This is a genomic window from Mesorhizobium sp. 2RAF21 (assembly GCF_052115345.1).
In the GTDB taxonomy this organism is placed as follows: Bacteria; Pseudomonadota; Alphaproteobacteria; order Rhizobiales; family Rhizobiaceae; genus Mesorhizobium; species Mesorhizobium terrae.
On the sequence record NZ_JBFRGM010000007.1, the window covers coordinates 290,968 to 310,959 of the forward strand.

The 19,992-nt window shown below is 62.4% G+C and carries 18 protein-coding genes; 9 read left to right on the forward strand and 9 right to left on the reverse strand.

Annotation, left to right across the window (positions count from 1 at the left end):
- Positions 1-4: 4 nt before the first annotated feature.
- The 3 genes from AB4136_RS14005 to AB4136_RS14015 form a co-directional block, all read right to left on the reverse strand.
- A complete protein-coding gene (locus AB4136_RS14005; protein WP_024926453.1) occupies positions 5-1,561 on the reverse strand; it encodes a phytoene desaturase family protein in 1,557 nt (518 codons plus the stop codon).
- Positions 1,551-3,170: a phytoene desaturase family protein gene (locus AB4136_RS14010; RefSeq protein ID WP_024926452.1), complete on the reverse strand. Its 1,620-nt coding sequence runs from the start codon at positions 3,168-3,170 to the stop codon at positions 1,551-1,553. The genes AB4136_RS14005 and AB4136_RS14010 overlap by 11 nt, the downstream gene beginning before the upstream one ends.
- A 120-nt stretch (positions 3,171-3,290) precedes the next feature.
- A complete protein-coding gene (locus AB4136_RS14015) occupies positions 3,291-4,193 on the reverse strand; it encodes a LysR family transcriptional regulator (protein WP_024926451.1) in 903 nt (300 codons plus the stop codon).
- A gap of 312 nt (positions 4,194-4,505) precedes the next feature.
- Between AB4136_RS14015 and AB4136_RS14020 the strand changes: the two genes are divergently transcribed.
- From AB4136_RS14020 to AB4136_RS14050, 7 genes are read left to right on the forward strand one after another with little or no spacing between them, the layout of a single operon-like run.
- Positions 4,506-6,020: a leucyl aminopeptidase gene (locus tag AB4136_RS14020; RefSeq protein WP_024926450.1), complete on the forward strand. Its 1,515-nt coding sequence runs from the start codon at positions 4,506-4,508 to the stop codon at positions 6,018-6,020.
- A gap of 54 nt (positions 6,021-6,074) precedes the next feature.
- Positions 6,075-6,977 carry a proline iminopeptidase-family hydrolase gene (locus tag AB4136_RS14025; RefSeq protein ID WP_024926449.1) on the forward strand — a complete coding sequence of 301 codons (903 nt, stop codon included), beginning with the start codon at positions 6,075-6,077 and terminating at the stop codon, positions 6,975-6,977.
- A 17-nt stretch (positions 6,978-6,994) separates the two neighbouring features.
- Positions 6,995-8,656, forward strand: coding sequence for an ABC transporter substrate-binding protein (locus AB4136_RS14030; protein WP_024926448.1), 1,662 nt, complete (start codon positions 6,995-6,997; stop codon positions 8,654-8,656).
- Between the two features lie 22 nt (positions 8,657-8,678).
- A complete protein-coding gene (locus AB4136_RS14035; RefSeq protein ID WP_024926447.1) occupies positions 8,679-9,695 on the forward strand; it encodes an ABC transporter permease in 1,017 nt (338 codons plus the stop codon).
- Positions 9,695-10,666, forward strand: coding sequence for an ABC transporter permease (locus tag AB4136_RS14040; RefSeq protein WP_024926446.1), 972 nt, complete (start codon positions 9,695-9,697; stop codon positions 10,664-10,666). The genes AB4136_RS14035 and AB4136_RS14040 overlap by 1 nt, the downstream gene beginning before the upstream one ends.
- Positions 10,663-11,622 (forward strand): ABC transporter ATP-binding protein, encoded by a 960-nt coding sequence (locus AB4136_RS14045; RefSeq protein ID WP_024926445.1) that lies wholly within the window; start codon positions 10,663-10,665, stop codon positions 11,620-11,622. Before AB4136_RS14040 ends, AB4136_RS14045 begins: the two co-directional genes overlap by 4 nt.
- Before the next feature lie 8 nt (positions 11,623-11,630).
- Positions 11,631-12,617 (forward strand): ABC transporter ATP-binding protein, encoded by a 987-nt coding sequence (locus tag AB4136_RS14050; RefSeq protein WP_024926444.1) that lies wholly within the window; start codon positions 11,631-11,633, stop codon positions 12,615-12,617.
- Positions 12,618-12,654: 37 nt separating this feature from the next.
- On the opposite strand, the gene AB4136_RS14055 is transcribed toward AB4136_RS14050, so the two are convergent.
- The 5 genes from AB4136_RS14055 to AB4136_RS14075 form a co-directional block, all read right to left on the reverse strand.
- Positions 12,655-13,656: an ABC transporter permease gene (locus AB4136_RS14055; protein WP_024926443.1), complete on the reverse strand. Its 1,002-nt coding sequence runs from the start codon at positions 13,654-13,656 to the stop codon at positions 12,655-12,657.
- A complete protein-coding gene (locus AB4136_RS14060) occupies positions 13,653-14,657 on the reverse strand; it encodes an ABC transporter permease (protein WP_024926442.1) in 1,005 nt (334 codons plus the stop codon). Before AB4136_RS14060 ends, AB4136_RS14055 begins: the two co-directional genes overlap by 4 nt.
- A complete protein-coding gene (locus AB4136_RS14065) occupies positions 14,654-16,150 on the reverse strand; it encodes a sugar ABC transporter ATP-binding protein (RefSeq protein WP_024926441.1) in 1,497 nt (498 codons plus the stop codon). Before AB4136_RS14065 ends, AB4136_RS14060 begins: the two co-directional genes overlap by 4 nt.
- A 107-nt stretch (positions 16,151-16,257) precedes the next feature.
- The gene (locus tag AB4136_RS14070; RefSeq protein ID WP_024926440.1) at positions 16,258-17,241 is read right to left on the reverse strand and encodes an ABC transporter substrate-binding protein; all 984 of its coding nucleotides are present in this window, start codon (positions 17,239-17,241) and stop codon (positions 16,258-16,260) included.
- A 366-nt stretch (positions 17,242-17,607) separates the two neighbouring features.
- Positions 17,608-17,739: a hypothetical protein gene (locus tag AB4136_RS14075; RefSeq protein ID WP_395408875.1), complete on the reverse strand. Its 132-nt coding sequence runs from the start codon at positions 17,737-17,739 to the stop codon at positions 17,608-17,610.
- Here AB4136_RS14075 and AB4136_RS14080 point away from each other — a divergent pair.
- Both AB4136_RS14080 and AB4136_RS14085 read left to right on the forward strand, forming a co-directional pair.
- The gene (locus AB4136_RS14080; protein ID WP_024926439.1) at positions 17,681-18,697 is read left to right on the forward strand and encodes a LacI family DNA-binding transcriptional regulator; all 1,017 of its coding nucleotides are present in this window, start codon (positions 17,681-17,683) and stop codon (positions 18,695-18,697) included. The two genes, AB4136_RS14075 and AB4136_RS14080, sit on opposite strands and share 59 nt — an antisense overlap.
- A gap of 213 nt (positions 18,698-18,910) precedes the next feature.
- Entirely contained in the window at positions 18,911-19,258 is a 348-nt protein-coding gene (locus AB4136_RS14085) for a hypothetical protein (protein WP_024926438.1), read from the forward strand.
- 32 nt (positions 19,259-19,290) lie between these two features.
- Here the strand turns inward: AB4136_RS14085 and AB4136_RS14090 are convergent.
- The coding region (locus AB4136_RS14090; protein WP_441931250.1) for an autotransporter outer membrane beta-barrel domain-containing protein at positions 19,291-19,992 on the reverse strand (702 nt) is incomplete at its 5' end.

Sequence of the window (19,992 nt, forward strand, 5' to 3'; positions counted from 1 at the left end):
CGCCTCATCCCCTCGCCAAGACACGTCGTGCCGCGTTGAGCCCCGGCACACCTGAAACGCCGCCGCCAGGATGAGAACCCGATCCCGCCAGAAACAGACCGTCGATGGGTGTGTTGTAACCGGCGCAGCCAGCGATCGGGCGCGACATCAGCATCTGGTCGGCCTGCAGTTCGCCATGGTGCCAGTGGCCACCGGGCATATGATAGCGCTGTTCGATGTCGAGCGGCGTCAGGAGTTCCGCGTGCCGCACGCTTTTGCCAATGCCCGGCGCAAAGCGTTCCAGCTGCGCCATGATCGCCTGCAGGAACAGCGACTTGCCAACATCCCAACCTTGCTTCAGTGCATAGGGCGCGAATTGAACAACGGCCGACAGCATACACGCCCCCGCCGGAGCCAGTGACGGATCCGAAAGGCTGGGCAAGGTGATCTCCATCACCGGCTCCGATGAGAACTCGCCATATTTCGAAGGATTGAAGGCCAGTTCGACATGGTCGGTCGACGGCGCGATCACCAGCCTGCCCCGATGGTCATCGGGACTGACCCCGGTGAAGCGCGGCGGTTCGTCGAGCGCGAGATGCAGTTTGGCAGCGAAGCCGTGCATGCGGATGTTCTTGACCTTGCGCACCAGGCCGGTGTCGAGTTGGCGTGGACCGACGAGTTCCATGAAGAGCGCAGCCGGGTTGACCGCGGCCAGGACGATCGGCGCGCTGATCCGCTCGCCATCTTCCAGCAAGATGCCGACCACATGGCCTTTTTCGATCTGTATTTTGGCGACCTTGGCCTTGCTGCGCAGCCGAACCCCGGCCCTTTCCGCGCTCGTCGTGATGGCGGCGATGATTTCGCCAAGCCCACCCTTGGGGATGAGCTGCGCGCCCGCCTGTCCACCGACCTCGCCCGCCAGACGGTAATAGAGCCCGAGCAGCGAGGTGGGCGAGCGCGGACCGAGATGGCTGCCGAGCACGGCATCGAACGCGAGGAGCCCCTTCAGCCTGTCGTCGCCGAGATGTTCGTCGGCGACATCGGCCACATTCATCAACAGCATGCGCAGGAAATCACGCATGTCCTCCTTGCCAAGCCGACGCAAAGAGAGGGCAGTCATGCCAAGTGCGGAGCTTTCGGCGAAGGACATGCCGGAGAGATCGGGCGGCCGCCGCGCCAGCATCGGCTTGAGAATTCCCGCATAGCGAATGAGCTGCGCACGCAGGTCGAGCCAGGCTCGTTCCTCCTGGACCTGAACGCCGGTCAGGCGTTCGCCATAAGCGCCATGCAATACCAGCGCTTCGCCATCCTGCGCCAGCACGACGGTCGGGACCGGCTGGACCCGATCGAGCGCCAGGCCATGTTTCTCAAGCTCCAGTGTTTTTATGACATCGGGATGCAGGCGATTGAGAACATGCGCGACGGAAGTCCGGAAACCGGGGGCAAAGCTCTCGGTACGCGCAGCGCCACCAAACGCATCGCCGGCCTCCAGCACGGTTACCTTGCGGCCGGCCTTGGCAAGTACTGTTGCCGCAACCAGGCCGTTGTGGCCGCCGCCGACGACGATCGCATCAAATGACATCGTGGGCTCCGCTCACATGATTGGCGCTGCGCTTGAGATCGCGCAGAATTTCACAGGCGGCATTGCGACCGGGTGCGCCCATGACACCGCCGCCCGGATGCGTGGACGAACCGCACAGATAGAGGCCGTCGACCGGTGACCGGTATTGGGCATAGCCCGGCACCGGGCGATTGAACAAAAGCTGGTCGAAGGTGAGTTCGCCCTGGAAGATGTTGCCTTCGGTGAGGCCGGTTTCGGCCTCGATCTCGCGTGGCGTGCGGACCTCCATATGGACGATCCGGTCCCTGAAACCCGGCGAATACTCGGCGATCTGGGCGATGACGCTTTCGGCGAAGCCGTCGCGGTCGGCATCGGTCCATTCGCGCCCTTGCACCTTTGGCGGCGCGTATTGCACGAAACAACTCATGAAATGTTTGCCAGGGGCGGCCATGGTCGAATCGAGCGTGGTCGGGATAACCATGTCGAGGAAGGGGTCGGCGGACCAGCGACCTGCCTTCCAGTCGTCATAGGCGCGCTCCATGCGCTCGACCGAATCCGTGAAATGCATGTCGCCGCGATAGCAGGGCGAATCCTCGGGCAATGCCGGGAAGACCGGCATGGAATCGAGCGCGATGTTCACCTTGCCGGACGAACCGCGGATCTTGAAGTTCTTGACCCGTCGAAGGAATATGTCGGGCAGTTCCTTGGCCTCGACCAGTCCGAGGAACGTGCGCTTGACGTCGGCATTGGACGCGACAAGCTTGCCGAGAACCTCCTCGCCGTCGGCTAGGACCACGCCGCGCGCGCGGCCGTTGCGGACCAGCACCTGCTCGACCTCAGCGCCGGTGCGGATGGTGCCGCCAGCAGCCTGGAAGGAGGCCGCCAGCGCCTGGGTGACGGCACCCATGCCACCGCGCGCATAACCCCAGGCACCGACCGAGCCGTCGACCTCGACCATATAGTGGTGGAGCAAAACATAGGCCGTGCCGGGCGACATTGGCCCAAGTGCCGTGCCGATAATGCCCGACAGAGCGAAGTTCGCCTTGATGACATCGGTCTCGAAATATTCGTCAAGGAAGTCCGAAATCGACATCGTCCAGAAGCGCAATGTCAGCGCCATCTCCTCGGCGGTCAAACCGGCGAACTTCTTTCCCAGATAGAGCAGCTCGCCGATGTCGCGCGGCTTGAAGCTCGTCGGATCGGGGGCGGTCCGCATCAGCAGCGGCTGGATGAAGCGGCACTGACGGGTGACGTCGCGCGAATAGCGCCCATATGCTTCGGCGTCGCGCGGCGAGAACCGCGCGAATTCGCGGCGATGCGCATCGTGGTCGCGATAATTGGCGAGATAGTCGCCGTCGCGAGTGAACACGGCCCCGCCCTCATAGGGTATGACCTGCAATCCGAAGCGCGGCAGCTCCAGGTCGCGCATGATCTCTGGCCGGAACAGCGAGCAGACATAGGAGCAGTTGGAGTAGATGAAGCCCGGCGTCAGCGAGCGGCTCGTGGCGGCTCCGCCAACCCAATCCTTCTGCTCCAGAACCACGACATCCAGGCCGGCGCGCTGCAGATAGCAGGCATTGACGAGACCGTTGTGGCCACCGCCGATGATGATCGCATCCCAATTTTTCATGATTGCCGCGTCTCTCCCTCGAACCAAATCTGCCACGAGTTAAGGAGCGCGTCCACAGAAATTGAATGAACGTTCAATCAGATTATGCGATACGAGCAATCGTTGAGGCTGGTGTTTCGCCTAGACGATGGCCATTGCCCGCTTGTGGTCGGCAACCTCGGAAAGCAGCCAATCCTGAAACAGGCCGGTGCCCGGCTTGTTGCCGACACTGCGGCGCTGCTGCAGATAATAGCCGGCCGGATAGGTGTGGCGGGCCTCCAGCGGAGCGACAAGCCTGCCCTGGCGCAAAAGGTCCTGCGCCATGATCGTGTCGGCAAGCGCGATGCCGGCACCGTTCATCGCCTCTCGCATGATCAAGGTGCAATCATGCAGAACCGCACCCGAATGCGGCATGCCATCCTGAATACCCTCCTGCTCCAGCCACTGCTTCCACCTCGTGGTCTCGCATTCGTGGATCAGGTGATGGTTGAGCAGGTCTGCGGGCGAGTTGAGCGGTACGGGACCATCGAGCAGCGAAGGCGCGCAGACCGGCGTCAGCAGGAGCGGGATCATCAATGTGAGCGCCGGACCGGCCTTGTAGACAAACTCGTCGACGATAGCCAAATCGAAGTTGGTCCGCTTGCCGGAAGTCGAAATCTCCAGATCCACCGACGGATGCTCGCGACGGAAACTCGGCAGCCGGTCCGCCAGCCAGAGGTTCAGAAAAGTCGGTTCGCACAGCAGCCTGACACGCTGGAGCTTGCTGCGACGCGGCCCATCGTAAAGGCTGACATCGTCGGTTGCGCGCCAGATGGCGTCGAAAGCTTCGGAGAGGCTGCGCGCGTAATAGGACCCCCGCTGCGTCACCGTTACCTGGCGAAATCCGCGTTCGAACAATTCCTGGCCGAGGTTCCGTTCGAGCGCACGGATGTGACGGCTGACCGCCGAAGGCGTCAGATGCAGCTCTTCCGCCGCATCCTTGATGCTGCCGAGACGTGCGGCAGCCTCGAAAGCGCGCATGCCATTGAGTGAGGGTAAGGCCATTCCTCGATCATGAATTCTCAGTTGAGTTTTTGTCAATCGATATGGACAAAATTGGCGTTTGATCACCTCCCACGTTCGGGGATACCAAAAAGGCAAGAACAACTAAGTCGTCACGAGAAAACGACTCTTCGGGACTCCGACACCATTCAACGAACGGCGATAGCCGGCTTTACCGGATTTGACCGGTGGCCGACGCAGCCTGACGCATGACCTCAAAAGCTCGAAATGGGTGACGAACCGCATTTCGACGCAAGGAGCATGTCGCAAGCAGCCCTCGCCCGGCGTCGCCATAGCATGGGAGAATGCCTGCTTATGCCTCAATCGCCAGTGCCTGTCTTCGAAGCGGCAGACGAGATTTCCAAGGAAGCCTCCGTCATCGTGATCTTGCAAACCGCCCGCAGTGGTTTCGGCCCACGGGCTGCGGCACTGGACGCTCAGATCGGTGGGATTTTGTCCCGCGCTTGTTCCGACCCGGCCACATTGGCAGAATCCAGCACTTGCATCGATGTCATTGCCCCGCAGGCAATCGCGGCCAAGCGCGTGATCATCCTGGCATTGGGCAAGGCCGAAGCCGTGACCGCGCTGTCGCTGGCGCGCGCCGGCGGCGCCCTGGCCGCGCATCTGGAAAGCAAGGGCGAAAGCACGGCCACCCTTGTCCTCGACCCCACTGCCGATGTGTGCCAGTCCGGTGCCGAAATCCTGGCGCGCGTCGCGCTTGGCATGCGGCTGCGCAGGTATCGTTTCGACATGCGCAATCAGCGGCAGGGTGCCGGAGCGGATCGAACCCTGCGGGTACAATTGGTCGGCGCAAGCGACGCGGAACTCGCCCCGGCGCTGGCGCGGATCAATGCGATCGCCGACGGCGTCGAATATGCCCGGACGCTGGTCAACTTGCCGCCGAACCATCTCCACCCCGACAGTTTCCACGATCATCTGGAGCCTTTGCGCGAAGCCGGGATCGAGGTCGAAATGCTCGATGCGGCGCAGCTGACGGAGCTCGGCATGAACGCGTTGCTCGCTGTCGGAGCAGGCTCGGTGCGCGCGCCGCGCGTCGCCGTTCTGCGCTATCGCGGCAAAGGCTCGCCCGCGCAGCCACTTGCCTTCGTCGGCAAGGGCGTCTGCTTCGATTCCGGCGGCCTCTGCATCAAGGGCGGATCGCAGATGTTCGACATGAAGGGGGACATGGGTGGCGCGGCCGCCGTGGTCGGCTTGCTGATCGCGCTGGCCAGGCAGGGCAGCCCCGTCCATGCGGTCGGCGTGCTCGGCATCGCCGAAAACATGCCGTCCGGCACCGCGTTGAAACCCCGCGACATCATCACCACTGCCTCGGGACAGACTGTCGAAGTGTTCGACACGGACGCGGAGGGTCGCCTGTTGCTGGCAGACTGTCTCTACTACGCCGCCACACGTTTCAACCCATCGGTGATCGTCGATCTGGCCACGCTGACCTATTCGGTGACCCGAGGCCTGGGCTCGATATTCGCAGGGCTGTTCAGCACCGACGATGCGCTCGCCTCGCAGATGATCGCGGCGGGGGAAACGGTGGGCGAACGGTTCTGGCGACTGCCGCTTGACCGCGCCTACGACGAGGGCCTGAAGTCGCCATTCGCCGATCTCAGGCATCACGCCAAGGATATGGAAGATGGCGATGCCCCCTACGCCGCGGCCTTCCTGCGCCATTTCACGGAAGACCGCCCCTGGGTGCACCTCGACATCGCAAGCAAGGAATTGACCGACACCGATCGTCCGCTCGCCAGGCAGGGCGCCACGGCGTTCGGCGTGCAGATGCTGGAGGAATGGGTGCAGGCCAACCGGGCCAAGAACTAGACGGCGGTGGCGCGGGGTACCGACAATATGCCTTCAACAATGCCAGGAACCGGAATGTCGTCAGGGATCAATCGCAAGGAAGGACGCGCCGCCTTCGGTGGCTACGAAACCTGGTACCGGATCAGTGGCGAGCTCGGCGACAAAGCGCCGGTGGTGATCCTGCATGGCGGCCCCGGCGTCGCGCACAACTATGTCGATGCCTACAAGCTTCTCGCCTGCGGGGGTCGCGCCGTCATCCATTATGACCAGTTGGGATGCGGCAATTCCACATTGTTGCCGGAGAAGGGCGCCGATTTCTGGACGCCACAACTTTTCATCGACGAGCTTGAAAACCTGGTCGACCACCTTGGCATCCGCAGTGGCTTCCATGTGCTCGGCCAGAGCTGGGGCGGCATGTTGGGGGCTGAATATGCAGTGACACGCCCGCAAGGCTTGAAGTCGCTGACGATCGCCAATTCGCCGGCTTCCATGAAGCTGTGGGTCGAAGAAGCGAACCGGCTTCGCGCCGACCTGCCGGAGGACGTCCAGGAAACCCTGACCCGGCATGAAAAGGCCGGCACGACCGACCATCCGGACTATCAGCAGGCAACGATGGTGTTTTACGAGCGGCATGTCTGCCGTGTCGTGCCCTTTCCGCCGGAAGTGGCGGAAAGCTTCGCCCAGGTGGCGCGCAATCCCACCGTCTACAATGTGATGAACGGGCCGAACGAGTTCCACGTCATCGGCACGCTGAAGAACTGGACTATCGTCGACCGCCTGGCAGCCATCGATGTTCCCACCCTGATCATCTCCGGACGTTACGACGAGGCCACACCCGCGACCGTGCAGCCCTACAAGGACGGCATCAAGGGATCGCGCTGGGAGATATTCGAGCATTCCAGCCACATGCCGCATGTGGAAGAGCAAGAACGCTGCATGCGGGTGGTGGGAGACTTCCTGGACCACAACGACAGCTAAGAAAAGGGGAATCAAGAATGAAGAAACTGCTCTTGGCGGCTTCGGCCGCGGCACTCTTGGCCGGCACATGGCTGGCTCCGGCACAGGCCGAATATCTCAAGGAACATCGCGGTGGCACCATTCGCCTTCTGGCCCGCGCCGCGGCCGGAACGCTCGACCCGCATATCAACTACACCGATCAGGGCTGGCAGATGTACCAGCCGATCTATGACGGCCTGGTCGCCTTTCGCAAAGCCGAAGGCATGGACGGCTTCACCATCGTCCCCGACCTGGCAGAGGCGCTGCCGCAAGTCAGCAATGACGGCAAGACCTTCACTTTCAAGCTGCGCAAGGGCATCAAGTTCTCCAGCGGCCAGGACCTCGGCGTGAAGGACGTGGTCGCCTCGTTCCAGCGCATCTTCAAGATTTCGGGACCAACCTCCGGCACCTTCTATGCCGGCATCGTCGGCGCCGACAAATGCCTGGCCGACACCAAGAGCTGTACGCTCGAAGGCGGCATCGTCGGCGACGAGGCGGCCGGAACGGTTACGATCAACATCATCAAGCCGGATGCCGAACTTCTCTACAAGCTGGCGTTGCCGCATGCCGTGACCCTGCCGGCGGATACGCCCGCAGAAGACATGGGATCCAGGCCCATTCCCAGCACCGGCCCTTACATGATCTCCGCCTTCGACCCCAACAAGGGCATGACAGTTTCCCGCAATCCGCATTTCAAGCAGTGGAGCGAGGAAGCCCAGCCGGACGGCTATCCCGATGTCGTCCAATATGATTTCGGCCTCTCCGAGGAAGCGGCGGTCACCGCGATCCAGAACGGCGAAGCGGACTGGATGTTCGACCCGCTGCCAAGCGACCGCCTGGTCGAGCTCGGCACCAAGTTCAAGGACCAACTCCACATCTCGCCACTTTCCGCATGGTGGTATGCCCCGCTCAACACCCGCCTCGCGCCGTTCGACAATGAAAAGGCGCGGCAGGCAGTGGCCTATGCGGTCGATCGCAACACTCTGGTCAAGCTGTTCGGCGGCAAGGTGCTTGGCGCTCCGGTGTGCCAGGTTCTGCCGCCAGACTTCCCCGGCCACGAGGATTATTGCCCCTTCACCAAGAACCCCGGCGCCAAATGGTCGGCACCTGATCTCGACAAGGCCAAGCAGCTTGTCGAGGAATCCGGCACCAAGGGCCAGAAGGTGACCATCATCGTCGAGGACACCGCCGTATCGCGGTCGATCGGCGTCTATCTGCAGAGCGTGCTGACCAGCATCGGCTATGCCGCCGACGTCAAGCCGATCTCGACCAACATCCAGTTCACCTACATCCAGAACACCAACAACAAAGTGCAGATGTCGGTGACCCAGTGGTACAAGGACTATCCCGCAGCTTCGGACTTCCTGAACATCCTGTTCAGCTGCGCATCTTTCCGTGAAGGCTCCGACGCTTCGATCAACATTTCGGGCTTCTGCGACAAGGATATCGACGCCAAGATGCAGAAGGCACTGGACCTCGGCGTCACCGACCAGAAAGCGGCCGACAAGATGTGGGCCGAAATCGATAAGCAGGTGACCGACAAGGCGCCGGCCGTCGGCCTCTTTACGCCGAAGCGGCTCGACTTCGTCAGCAAGCGCCTGGGCAATTTCAAGTTCAATCGGCAGTTCAACTGGATGATCACCCAGTCCTGGGTGCAGTAACGAACCGCGAGGGGACACGTCCGTGTCGATTGAAGCCGTTGCCGTGCCGCGCAAGACGCGAGGGCCTTGGGCCGTCGCGCTTGCGAAGCTGACAAGGAACAGGGCCGCCATGGCGTCCCTGGCCGTGTTCCTCCTCATCGTCCTCGCCTGTTTCAGTGCGCCCTTGTATGCGCACTGGGCAGGTGTGGACCCATTCGCCTCTACGCTCGACGCCACCATCCAGATCGACGGCGTCGACGTTCCGGTGATGGAGCAGTCGACGGAGGGGCTCGGGCTTGGCTACACGCCGCTCGGTCCGACCTGGCGGCTTGGCAACTACTTTCTCGGCGCGGACAGCCAGGGCCGGGATGTCATGGCCAGGATGCTCTATGGTGGGCTCAGCTCGCTGTTGATCTCCGGGGCGGCCACCATCTTCACCCTGATCCTCGGCACGGCGGCGGGCCTGATCGCCGGCTATTTCGGCGGGATCACCGACACGGTGCTGTCGCGTTTTCTCGACGTCTTGTGGGCATTTCCGATCTATCTTCTGGCGATCTCGCTTTCCATCGTCACGATTGCGCAAGGCATTTCGATCGGGCCGATCGTCATCCAATCCGGCAGCCTATGGCTGCCTGTCATCATCATCGGCATCGTCTATGTGCCCTATGTGGCGCGCCCCATCCGCGGACAGGTTCTGTCGTTGCGCAACAGCGAATTCGTGATGGCGGCCATCAATCTCGGCGTGCCGGGATCGCGCATCCTTTGGCGCGACATCCTGCCCAACATCACCACCACGCTCATCGTGTTCGTGCCGTTGATGATGGCACTGAACATGCTTACGGAATCAGCCCTCTCCTTCCTTTCGATCGGCGTGCAGCCACCGGCCGCAAGCTGGGGCACGATCATCCAGGATGGGCAGGCGCTGCTTTATACGCGACCGCTGGTGGCATTGGCGCCGGGCCTTGCCATCGCGATTTCCGTGATGGCGCTCAATGTCTTCGGCGACGGTCTGCGCGACGCGCTCGACCCGCGCTCCAAGGTTCGGCTGGGGCGCGACTGATGATCTACGCGATCCTGCGCCGTTTCGGTCAGATGCTGTTCGTAATGTTCGGCATCTCGGTCATCGTCTTCCTGATTTTCTTCGCCACGCCGGGCGCCGACCCGGCGGCGCGCATCGCTGGCCGCAACGCTTCCCCCGAAGTGCTGGAAGCGGTGCGCCACAACTTCGGTTTCGACCAACCGCTCTACGTGCAATATGTGCGGATGATGGAGAAGATCTTCATCACCGGCGACCTGACCTCCTTCGTCAATCGCGGCTGGAAAGTGGTGCCGGCGGTGCTGGATTCCATCCCGGTCACGCTTTCGCTGGTATTCGGGGCGGCGATCCTGTGGGTGGTCGTGTCGGTCATCATCGGTATCGTCGCAGCAGCGACCCGCGACAGCTGGCTCGACAAACTACTGATGGCGCTGGGACTGCTCGGCATCTCCATGCCAGTCTACTGGCTGGGCGAGGTGATGAACCTGATCACCCAGAGCCGCTACCACGACAGCTGGTTGTTCTCCTGGGTACCGCCGCTCGGCTACAAGAATTTCTCCGACGACCCGAAGGGCTGGTTCCTGACACTGGTCATCCCATGGATCACGCTCGCCATCCTCTATATCGGCATCTATGGGCGGGTGCTGCGGGCGGCGATCATCGAATCGATGCAGGAAGACTATATCCGCACGGCCCGCGCCAAGGGCCTGTCGGAGACGCGCATCCTGCTGCGCCACGCGCTGCGCACTTCACTCATCGCTTTCGTGACCCTGTTCGGACTCGACTTCGGCGCACTGGTGGGCGGCTCGGCTTTGCTTACCGAGGTGGTCTTCGGACTGCATGGCATCGGCAAACTCACCTATGACGCGCTGCAGAACCTCGACCTGCCGATGATCATGGCGACGGTCATGTACGCTTCCATGTTCGTGGTCGTTGCCAACGCAGTGGTCGATTTCGTCTACATTCTTCTCGATCCGCGCGTGAGGACGTCATGATGCTGTCTGTGCGTGACCTTCGGGTATCGTTCCGCACCGATGACGGCCTGGTGCGGGCCATCGACGGCGTTTCCTTCGACCTCGAGGAAGGCGAGATCCTCGGCGTGGTCGGCGAATCCGGCTCCGGCAAGACCGTATCACTGCTGGCGGTCATGGGCCTGATCACCGACCCCAATGCGGTGATCGAAGGCTCGATCCGCTACAAGGGCCGTGAATTGGTGGGATTGCCGGCGCGCGAACTCAGGCGCCTGCGCGGCAATGAGATCGCCATGATCTTCCAGGACCCGATGACGGCACTGACCCCGGTCTACACGATCGGCTGGCAGATCGCCGAACAGATCCGCGCGCATAGAACTATCAGCAAGACCAAGGCCCTGGAGCGCGTCGAGGAACTGTTGGCCGAGGTGAATTTCCCCAATCCGCGCGAGGCGATGTCGCGCTACCCGCACCAGCTTTCCGGCGGCATGCGCCAACGGGCGGTGATCGCCATGGCGCTGTCCTGCAATCCCGCGCTGCTGGTGGCGGACGAGCCGACCACCGCGCTCGACGTCACCGTGCAAGCCGGCATCCTCGATCTCGTGCGCAAGCTGCGCGCGACGCACAATTCCGCGGTCGTCTTCATTACGCATGACATGGGCGTTGTTTCCGAACTCGCCGACCGCGTCATGGTCATGTATGCCGGCCGCGTGGTGGAACGCGGCGGTCGTGCGGAGCTGTTCTCGGATCCGCGACACCCCTACACGCGTGCCCTGCTCGGCTCGATCCCGCCGCTGACTGGCGAGAAGCCGCGCCGACTGCCGGCCATTCCCGGCTCACCGCCGTCGCTGCTGCGATTGCCGCAAGGTTGCGCCTTCGGGCCACGCTGCCCGGTACAGTACGAACCTTGCGTGGCAGGCAAGCCGAACCTTGGCGACGGCACCCACGCTGCGGCTTGCTTCCGGGTGGCGCAAGCATGAGCGGACCGATGACCGACCAAGACCGGCCAATTCTCGAAACGCGCGCGCTCGGCAAACGTTTCTCGATCGGCAGCCGCTTTTCCAGCGAGGGCAAGCGAACCGTCCATGCGGTGGACAATGTTTCGCTGACGGTCCGGCGTGGGGAGACCGTCGGGCTGGTCGGTGAGTCCGGCTGCGGCAAGTCCACGCTGGCGCGTTGCCTGGTCCGGCTCTATGACATCACCGACGGCGAATTGCTGTTCGAAGACGACGACATCACTTCGAAGTCGCTGGGCGAACTCAGGCCGCTGCGGCGGCGTCTGCAAATGGTCTTCCAGGACCCTTCGGCCTCGCTCAACCCGCGTCGGCGCGTCGGCGACCTGGTGGCGGAGCCGCTGCGCATCCACACCAAGCTTTCGTCGGGCGAGATCGCCAAGCGCGTGGCGGAACTGTTCGATCTTGTCGGCCTGCTGCCGGATCACGTCATGCGCTATCCGCATGAATTTTCCGGCGGGCAGCGCCAGCGTGTCGGCATCGCGCGTGCTATCGCGCTCAACCCGGACCTTGTCGTGCTCGACGAACCCGTCTCGGCGCTTGACGTGTCGGTGCAGGCGCAGATCGTCAACCTGCTCGCCGATCTCCAGGAGAAGTTGAAACTTACCTACATCTTCATCGCACACGACCTGTCGGTGGTGCGACAGGTTTCGACCCGCATCGCGGTCATGTATCTCGGTTCGATCGTGGAAGAAGGCCCGGCGGAAGAGGTCTTTTCGGCACCGGCTCATCCTTACAGCCAGGCGCTGATTTCCGCCGTTCCCGTCGTGGAGACGACGCCGAGCGGCACGCGCCGGCGCATCATCCTGACCGGCGACGTGCCAAGTCCGCTCAATCCGCCATCCGGCTGCCGTTTCCATCCCAGATGTCCGATCGCCACCGACCGATGCCGTACGGAGCGACCGGAGCCAAGAGAGCATCGGCCAGGCCGCAAGGTCGCCTGCCACTATCCAACGATCTAGTGCGGACCCGCGCAGCAACCGGGCCTTGCGCGGGAAGCTAGGGGTTTTGCCTGGCGCTGGCGAGCTTTGCCTGCAGGACAACGACGACCAGCAGGAACGCACCACGGATGACCGACTGCCAGTAGGCCGACAGGGAGATGACGCCGAGCCCATTCTCGAAATTGAGAATGTTGAAGACCATGGCGAGCAGCAGCGCGCCCGCCATCGTTGCCCCGACGGAGCCGACGCCGCCTGAAAGCACGGTGCCGCCGACGACGACCGAGGAGATCGCAAAGAGCTCCCAGCCGACACCTTCGGTGGGCTGTCCGGCGCCGAACTGGGCGGCCAGGATGACGCCGGCGAGACCCGCTAGAAGCCCGGAGGCGGCATAGACGCCAAACAGGGTGCGTTCCACCTTCAAACCCATCAGCTTCGCGGTGGCTTCGCCGTCGCCGATCGCCAGAATACGGCGACCGACGGGGTGTCGCTCCAGTGCGACCCAACCCGCGACATAGGCAGCGATCGCGATCCAGGCCGGGATCGGAAAGCCAAGGAAATCGTCCTGACCGATCAAGGTGAAAGCGGTGTCGTAGGAAACCGATACCGACTGATTGCCGGCCAGCAGCAATGCGGTGCCATAACTGGCCAGCATTGCAGCGAGCGTGGCGATGAAGGGTTGAATGCGCAGCCGCGTCACGACAAGGCCGTTGATCATTCCAACGCCGAGGCCGGCGAGCAATCCGCCAGCGAGCCCGACCGCCCAGCCATAGGGCGACAACAACGCTGCGACGACACTCGCCATGGCAGCCGTGCCACCGACCGAGAGATCGATGCCACCCGTCATGATCACCAGCGCCATGCCCAGTGCAATCAGCATGAACATGGAATTGTAACGCAGGAAGGACAGGATGTTGTAGCTCGACAGGAAGTGGTCGTAGCGCAGCGCGCCGAAAATCAGCAGAGCGACCACCACCGTGATGACGCATAACCTGGCAAGCTGCAGATTGGAGCGCGGAACAAATGCCTCCAGGATGGTCTGGCTCGAAGGTGTCTGCGTCATGTCCGACCGGGGCCCGCGCTTTGCTGGATGTAGACGGCGGCGACGATGAGCGCCGCCTTGACGACAAGGGCGGCAGCATCGGGCACGCCGTTGGCGAGAAGCGTGTAGCGGACGAGCTGGATGACGCAGGCGCCGAGCAGAGTGCCAAGAATGTTCGCCCTGCCGCCCGTCAACAGCGTGCCGCCGACCGCGACCGCGGCAATGGCGTCGAGTTCCATGCCGAGCCCGACCAGATTGGCATCGCTGGCCGAATTGCGCGCCACCACGATCAACCCGGCAAGGCCTGCCAGAACACCACTGATGAGATAGACGAGACGCTTGACCCGCTGCGCCGGAATGCCCGAGAGACGCGCCGCCTTCTCGTTGCCACCGACCGCGAGAATCTGCCGCCCGAGAGCGGTTCTCTTGACCAGGAAGGCGGCTGCGGCCACCACCACGATCATGATCAGCACCTGCGTCGGAATTCCAAACACATAACCGAGCGCAACGAATTGGAAGGCGTCGTTCTTGAACACCTGGAGATTGCCGTTGGTCATGACCTGGGCGATGCCTCGCCCGGCGGTGAACAACACCAGCGTCGCCACGATCGGCTGGATCGAATAGCGGGTGACGAGGAAGCCGTTGAACCAGCCCAGCATCGCCACCACGATGAGCGGCAGAATGAACGCCAGAGGCAGCGTAAGCAATGGGTTGACCGTGGGCACGATCGTGCCCTGCAGAATCATCGGCGCGAGCGCGCCGGCGATCGCCATCAGCGAGCCGACGGAAAGATCTATACCGCCGGTGGCGATCACCAACGTCATGCCGACCGCGACGATGACGATCGTGGCCACCTGGGTCAGGTTCACGTTGAAGGTCTGCAGCGACAAGAAGTTCGGCGTGGCGATGGCGTTGAAGACAATGAGCAGGATCAAAGCGACGAAAGTGCCATAACGGCTCAACCAAGAGGCAAGATTGAAAGGCAGTTTGCGCCGGCTGGCGGCCCCTTCCGCCGCGCTCAAGCGGTCACCTCCTGATGAGCCATCGCTGACATGAGATTGGCCTCGGTGATCTCGTCCGACGCAAGCCGTCGCACCGACTTGCCGTCACTGAGAACAGTGACGCTGTCGGCGGCCGCGATCAACTCTTCGAGTTCCGACGAGATCATCAGGACACTCAGGCCTTCGTCGGCAAGACCGCGCAGCAATTTGAGGATCTCCGCCTTGGCGCCGACGTCGATGCCGCGCGTCGGCTCGTCGACGATCAACAGGCGCGGGTCCATGCACAGCCATCGGGCCAAAAGCACCTTCTGCTGGTTGCCGCCGGAGAGTTCCCGAATTGGCTGCTCGGGCGAGGAGCATTTTATGCCGAGTGCCTGGATATATTTCTCGACGATGCCGCGCTGGGCAACCCTGTCGACAAGGCCGGCCTTCTGCAGCCTTGGCAAGATCGCCAATGTCATGTTCTCGCGCACGCTCATCTCGGGCACGATGCCCTCGACCTTGCGATCCTCGGAAACGAAGCCCATGCCGTCGCGGATCGCATCTGCGGGCGCGGCGTAGTCGGCCGCACGGCCGGCCATGGTTACCGACCCGCGCTCCTTGCGGTCGGCGGCATAGATCAGCCTGGCGGTTTCAGTGCGGCCCGCCCCCAGAAGGCCGGCAAGGCCGGCGATTTCGCCCTTACCGATCGCCAGCGAAACGTCGCGCACCCTGACGCCGGCGCCGAGATTGCTGACATTGACGAGTGAGTTACCGTCGCCATCGCCATGCGCCCGCTTCTTGGCTGTGAAGGCGGCCAGTTCCTTGCCCAGCATGGTCTTGACCAGCGCGACCTTGGATATGTCCTTCATCGGACTAACCGCGACGGTGCGGCCGTCGCGCATGATGGTGACGCGGTCGCAAATCGCGTAAAGCTCATCCAGCCGGTGGCTGATGAAGATGGCGGCAACGCCGTCTGCCTTGAGCGTCCGCATCGTTTCGAACAGCACCTCCACCTCCTGTTCGTCCAGCGAGGAGGTCGGTTCGTCGAGGATGAGAAGCCTTGCGTTCTGGGTGACTCCGCGCGCGATTGCCACCATCTGCCGAGTGGCGGCGCCGAAATCCTGCAACGGCCGGTTCACGTCGATGTCCAGCTTGAACCGACTGAGAACGGTCCTTGCCGCAGCCTGCATTCTGGCCCGATCGACGAGGCCGAAACGACGCGGCTCGCGAGCCAGGAAGATGTTCTCGGCCACAGTGCGGTTCTGCGCCAGGTTGATTTCCTGATAGATGGTGGCGATGCCAGCCGCCTGGCTCTCGGCGGTCGAGGCGAAGCGCACGTCCCTGCCCTGGAACCGTATGGTGCCCGCATCGCAGGAATGCGCACCCGTCAAGATCTTGATCAATGTGGACTTGCCGGCGCCGTTCTGGCCGATCAGGGCCATGATCTCGCCCGGCTCGATGTCCAGCCCGGCGTTCGTCAGAACCTGGACATCGCCGAAGCTCTTGTTGATGCCTTTCATCGACAACAGCATCGCAACCCTCCCGTTGTCGACGATCATTACACCCAGTCGCGGCATGGCCAAAGAGTGCGGCCGGAACGGTCCTCGTGACGCTCCGGCCGCCAAGTCCTGGGATGCGATCAGTAAGCGCTGCCAACCTCGGCCGAAGCGTTGGCCGTGTCGTAGAACTTGTCGGTGTTCTTCACCCACGCCTCGATCTTGTCGCCGGCGGCATAGCGCTTCAGCGTTTTGTAGGCGATCGGGCCGAAACGCGGATTGCACTCGACCACGGCGCCGATCTTGCCATCGGCGATCGCCTTTACCGCTTCCTTGCCGCCGTCGATCGACAGGACAAGCACATCCTTGCCCGGCTTCTTGCCAGCGGCCTCAAGCGCCGCGATGGCACCCAGCGCCATCTCGTCGTTGTGGGCGTAGACAATATTGGCGTCGGGATGCGCCTGAAGCAGCGCCTCGGCGACCTGGCGTCCCTTGTCGCGAGAAAAGTCACCGGACTGTGAAGCGACGATCTGGAACCCGCCGGCAGCCTTGATCGCGTCATCGAAACCCTTCTTGCGGTCGTTGGCTGGCGAAGACCCGGTGGTGCCTTCGAGCTCGATGATCTTGGTCTTGCCATTGGCATTCTTGACCAGCCATTCAGCAACACGCTTGCCCTCCTCGACGAAGTCCGAGCCGATGAAGGTGACGTAGTCCTTGCCAGCGGTCGCCAGTTTCGGGTCGACGCTACGGTCCAGAAGGATGACGGGGATGCCGGCTTTCTTCGCTGCCAGCACCGCCGGGATCAGCGGCTTCTCCTCGCGCGGCGCCAGGAAGATCAGGTCGACGCCCTGGGCGATCATCGAGTTGACGTCGGCGACCTGCTTGGCAGCGGAACCGGCCGCATCCGTGTAGACGAACTGATAGCCGAGTTTGGCCGCCTCGGCCTTCATGCTCTCGGTCTGGGCGATACGCCAAGGATTGTTGGATTCGGTCTGGGCGAAACCGACCTTGTAGGTTTCCTTCTTCTTGAGCGACGGCAATTCCGCGGCCGTGGCGAGGCCGGATACCAGGGTCAGCGCGCCAACGGCGCTTGCTGCATACAAAAAGCTGCGGCGGGTCAGTGACATGAGAGGCTCCTCCAATTGAACAGCCGGCTCCTCCAGCCGGGCAAACGCGCGGTTTGCGGATCACCAAGTTATCCTACGATCATTTTATTAGCAGTCAATGGCCAGATTGCGTGGCGCCGCTGTTTCGGAAAGCGCTGCGGGCGCGACACAGCTCGAACCAAAAAGGTCCATTCTTTAGCCAATAATCGGCCAATTAGCTGACTCGACAATCAAATTTGGCGATCGCGACATAGCTGTCGCGATCAATATCCGTCACCAATGATAAGATTATCATTCTTGCTAAATTTATGATCATCGCTTGAAAACATTAAGATCTAGCGCGTATGATCATCGCGACTCCTCGATGATCGCCATCTGCGGGAACGGTTATGGACCCAGATCGAAAGCCAGCGCCGTGACGCAGAATAACGGCACCGAAAAGCGCCAGGGGCGGCCGACGATGACGGATGTCGCCCGCATCGCCGGCGTGTCGCAGTCGAGCGTGTCCCTGGTGCTCAACCAGATGACCGGCGCGCGCATCTCGCAGGAAACTAGGCAACGCGTTCTCGAAGCGGCGAGGCAGGTGAATTATCAACTGCCGGGGATCAGGCGTGAGATCGCGCCCGCCAGCGACGCGCGCACCATCGCCTTCATCGTCGATGAGATTTCGACCAGTCCACACCCGGTCGTCAGCTTCGACGGCGCTCGCGATTTCGCCTTCGAACAGGATTTCCTGGTTGCCGCCTATGTGACGCGCTCCAACCCCGAGCTCGAGGCGGCGACGGTCGAAGCAATCCGGCGCGACAAATCGATCGTCGGCGTGATCTATGCGTCGATCTTCACCCGGCGCGTGACGGTGCCCCCTGCACTCAACGGCATCCCCACCGTGCTGTTAAACTGCTACGCCGAAGCCCGTCGTCATATGTCGATTTTGCCGGGCGAAGTCGCCGGCGGGTTCACCGCGACCGCGCATCTGACCAGCCTTGGACACCGCCGCATCGGCTTCATCAATGGCGAGCCGTGGATGGACGCATCCGTCGATCGCCTGAAGGGCTATCGGCAGGCGCTCGCAACCGTGGACATCGCGTTCGATGAGACGTTGGTGCGCAGCGGCGACTGGTTGCCGCTGACTGGCTACCACCACACCCGCGACCTGCTGTCGACCGACAATCCCCCGACCGCCATTTTCTGCGGCAACGACCTGATGGCACTGGGCGCGCTGGAGGCCGCCAACGAGAAAGGCATCAACGTTCCGCAAGAACTGAGCATCATGGGCTACGACGACCAGGAACTGGCGCGCTATACCCATCCGCGTCTGTCGACGCTGGTGCTGCCGAACTATGAAATGGGCCAGCGTGCGACGGAAGTGCTCGTCGATATGGTGGCGCACAACAAACAATTCAGGCCAATGACGATCAAGATCGACGGCCCGCTGGTGATCCGGGAAACGACTGCCCCACCAAAACGCACGGGATAATGCTCTTTCCTGATGACCAGGCGCCTCGCCGCCTTGCAGAAAATCAGCCACCCGCATTCGCAAACAGGCACGAAGGCAGACCTGCGACCAAATCGGAGCCGACGCCCGACCAATCGCTCGCGAGACATGAAGCGTTGAGCTATCGTCACGAGGCTGGGAGAGGGCGACTTCTCTCAAGGTGCGACCTTGTTCATACCGAGGAGAAAACAACGGATGATCATTCGTTTCTGGCGAGCCGTCGCTGGTTCGGACGAGGTGTTGGCCGTCTATGCGGACCATCTCCAGAAAACCACCTTTGTCGAGATGGCTGAATTGCCCGGCCATCTTGGTGCCACCCTGGCCCGCAAGGTGAAAGGGACCGACAATGAACTGGTCGTCATGAGTTTTTGGGAAGATATGGCGTCAGCTGCTCATTTCATAAAGGGCGACTTTGACGACGCGGTTGTGAAGCCGAGCACGCAGAAGCTGCTCAAATCCTTCGATATCAAGGTCGAGTATTTCGAAACACTGGTCTCCACGGGCATTGCGGGCGGACATGACATCACGCCCGAGCCGGCCTGACGACGCGGGCGTTGTCATCACCGGCCGTCGCCCTAGAACTTGACGTTCAAATCGGCCCTCACCCCATGGTCGCGGGCATCGGCGGCGAGCTGGCCCTGGTAGGAGATGCCGAGCGTAGCGGTCGGTGTCAGCGCGACGTCGAGACCGGCTTCGAGTGCGGCGCTGTCGCGTGCGATCGGCACGCCGGCGATGGTGAAGGCGCTGGAGCCGGTGAAAGCCTGGGTGACGGTCGGCGTGACATCGCCGAAACCGTGTCGCCAACCGATCATGCCGCGCGCGGTCGCCTTGACGCCGCCGAGGTCGAAGTCGGTAGATGCGCGAATGCCGAAGGTGGTAAAGGTGACAGCGCTGGAACCGCTGCGGACCGTCAGCGCCGCCGCGCCGCCCTTCTCGGTGAAGGCATTGGTGTGGACATTGACGTAGGCCAGGTTGGCGAAGGGCTCGAAGGCGAGATTGCCGGCCTTCATGCCATAACCGAGTTCGCCGAAGATCTGCGTGGTGCCGGTACGATAGCTGGACGACAGCGCGTCGGTGAAACCGGGGAAAGACACGGATCGACCGCTGTCGATGTCGCTCCAGGTGTAGGCAAGGCCGGAGCGCAAGGCGAGCGCACCCCATTGCGTGCCGCCATAGGCGCCGAGATGATAGTTGTCGCTGGAAGCAGATGATCGTCTGTCATCGACTTTGAACGAAGAATGGCTGTAGCCGGCAAGGAACCCCAGCCGCCAATCGTC

Excerpts from the sequence above, each read along its gene's own strand:
- AB4136_RS14005 (WP_024926453.1), bottom strand. The coding sequence starts at position 1,561 with ATGTCATTTGATGCGATCGTCGTCGGCGGCGGCCACAACGGCCTGGTT.
- AB4136_RS14010 (WP_024926452.1), bottom strand. The coding sequence starts at position 3,170 with ATGAAAAATTGGGATGCGATCATCATCGGCGGTGGCCACAACGGTCTC.
- AB4136_RS14015 (WP_024926451.1), bottom strand. The coding sequence starts at position 4,193 with ATGGCCTTACCCTCACTCAATGGCATGCGCGCTTTCGAGGCTGCCGCA.
- AB4136_RS14020 (WP_024926450.1), top strand. The coding sequence starts at position 4,506 with ATGCCTCAATCGCCAGTGCCTGTCTTCGAAGCGGCAGACGAGATTTCC.
- AB4136_RS14025 (WP_024926449.1), top strand. The coding sequence starts at position 6,075 with ATGTCGTCAGGGATCAATCGCAAGGAAGGACGCGCCGCCTTCGGTGGC.
- AB4136_RS14030 (WP_024926448.1), top strand. The coding sequence starts at position 6,995 with ATGAAGAAACTGCTCTTGGCGGCTTCGGCCGCGGCACTCTTGGCCGGC.
- AB4136_RS14040 (WP_024926446.1), top strand. The coding sequence starts at position 9,695 with ATGATCTACGCGATCCTGCGCCGTTTCGGTCAGATGCTGTTCGTAATG.
- AB4136_RS14045 (WP_024926445.1), top strand. The coding sequence starts at position 10,663 with ATGATGCTGTCTGTGCGTGACCTTCGGGTATCGTTCCGCACCGATGAC.
- AB4136_RS14050 (WP_024926444.1), top strand. The coding sequence starts at position 11,631 with ATGACCGACCAAGACCGGCCAATTCTCGAAACGCGCGCGCTCGGCAAA.
- AB4136_RS14055 (WP_024926443.1), bottom strand. The coding sequence starts at position 13,656 with ATGACGCAGACACCTTCGAGCCAGACCATCCTGGAGGCATTTGTTCCG.
- AB4136_RS14065 (WP_024926441.1), bottom strand. The coding sequence starts at position 16,150 with ATGCTGTTGTCGATGAAAGGCATCAACAAGAGCTTCGGCGATGTCCAG.
- AB4136_RS14070 (WP_024926440.1), bottom strand. The coding sequence starts at position 17,241 with ATGTCACTGACCCGCCGCAGCTTTTTGTATGCAGCAAGCGCCGTTGGC.
- AB4136_RS14080 (WP_024926439.1), top strand. The coding sequence starts at position 17,681 with ATGACGGATGTCGCCCGCATCGCCGGCGTGTCGCAGTCGAGCGTGTCC.
- AB4136_RS14085 (WP_024926438.1), top strand. The coding sequence starts at position 18,911 with ATGATCATTCGTTTCTGGCGAGCCGTCGCTGGTTCGGACGAGGTGTTG.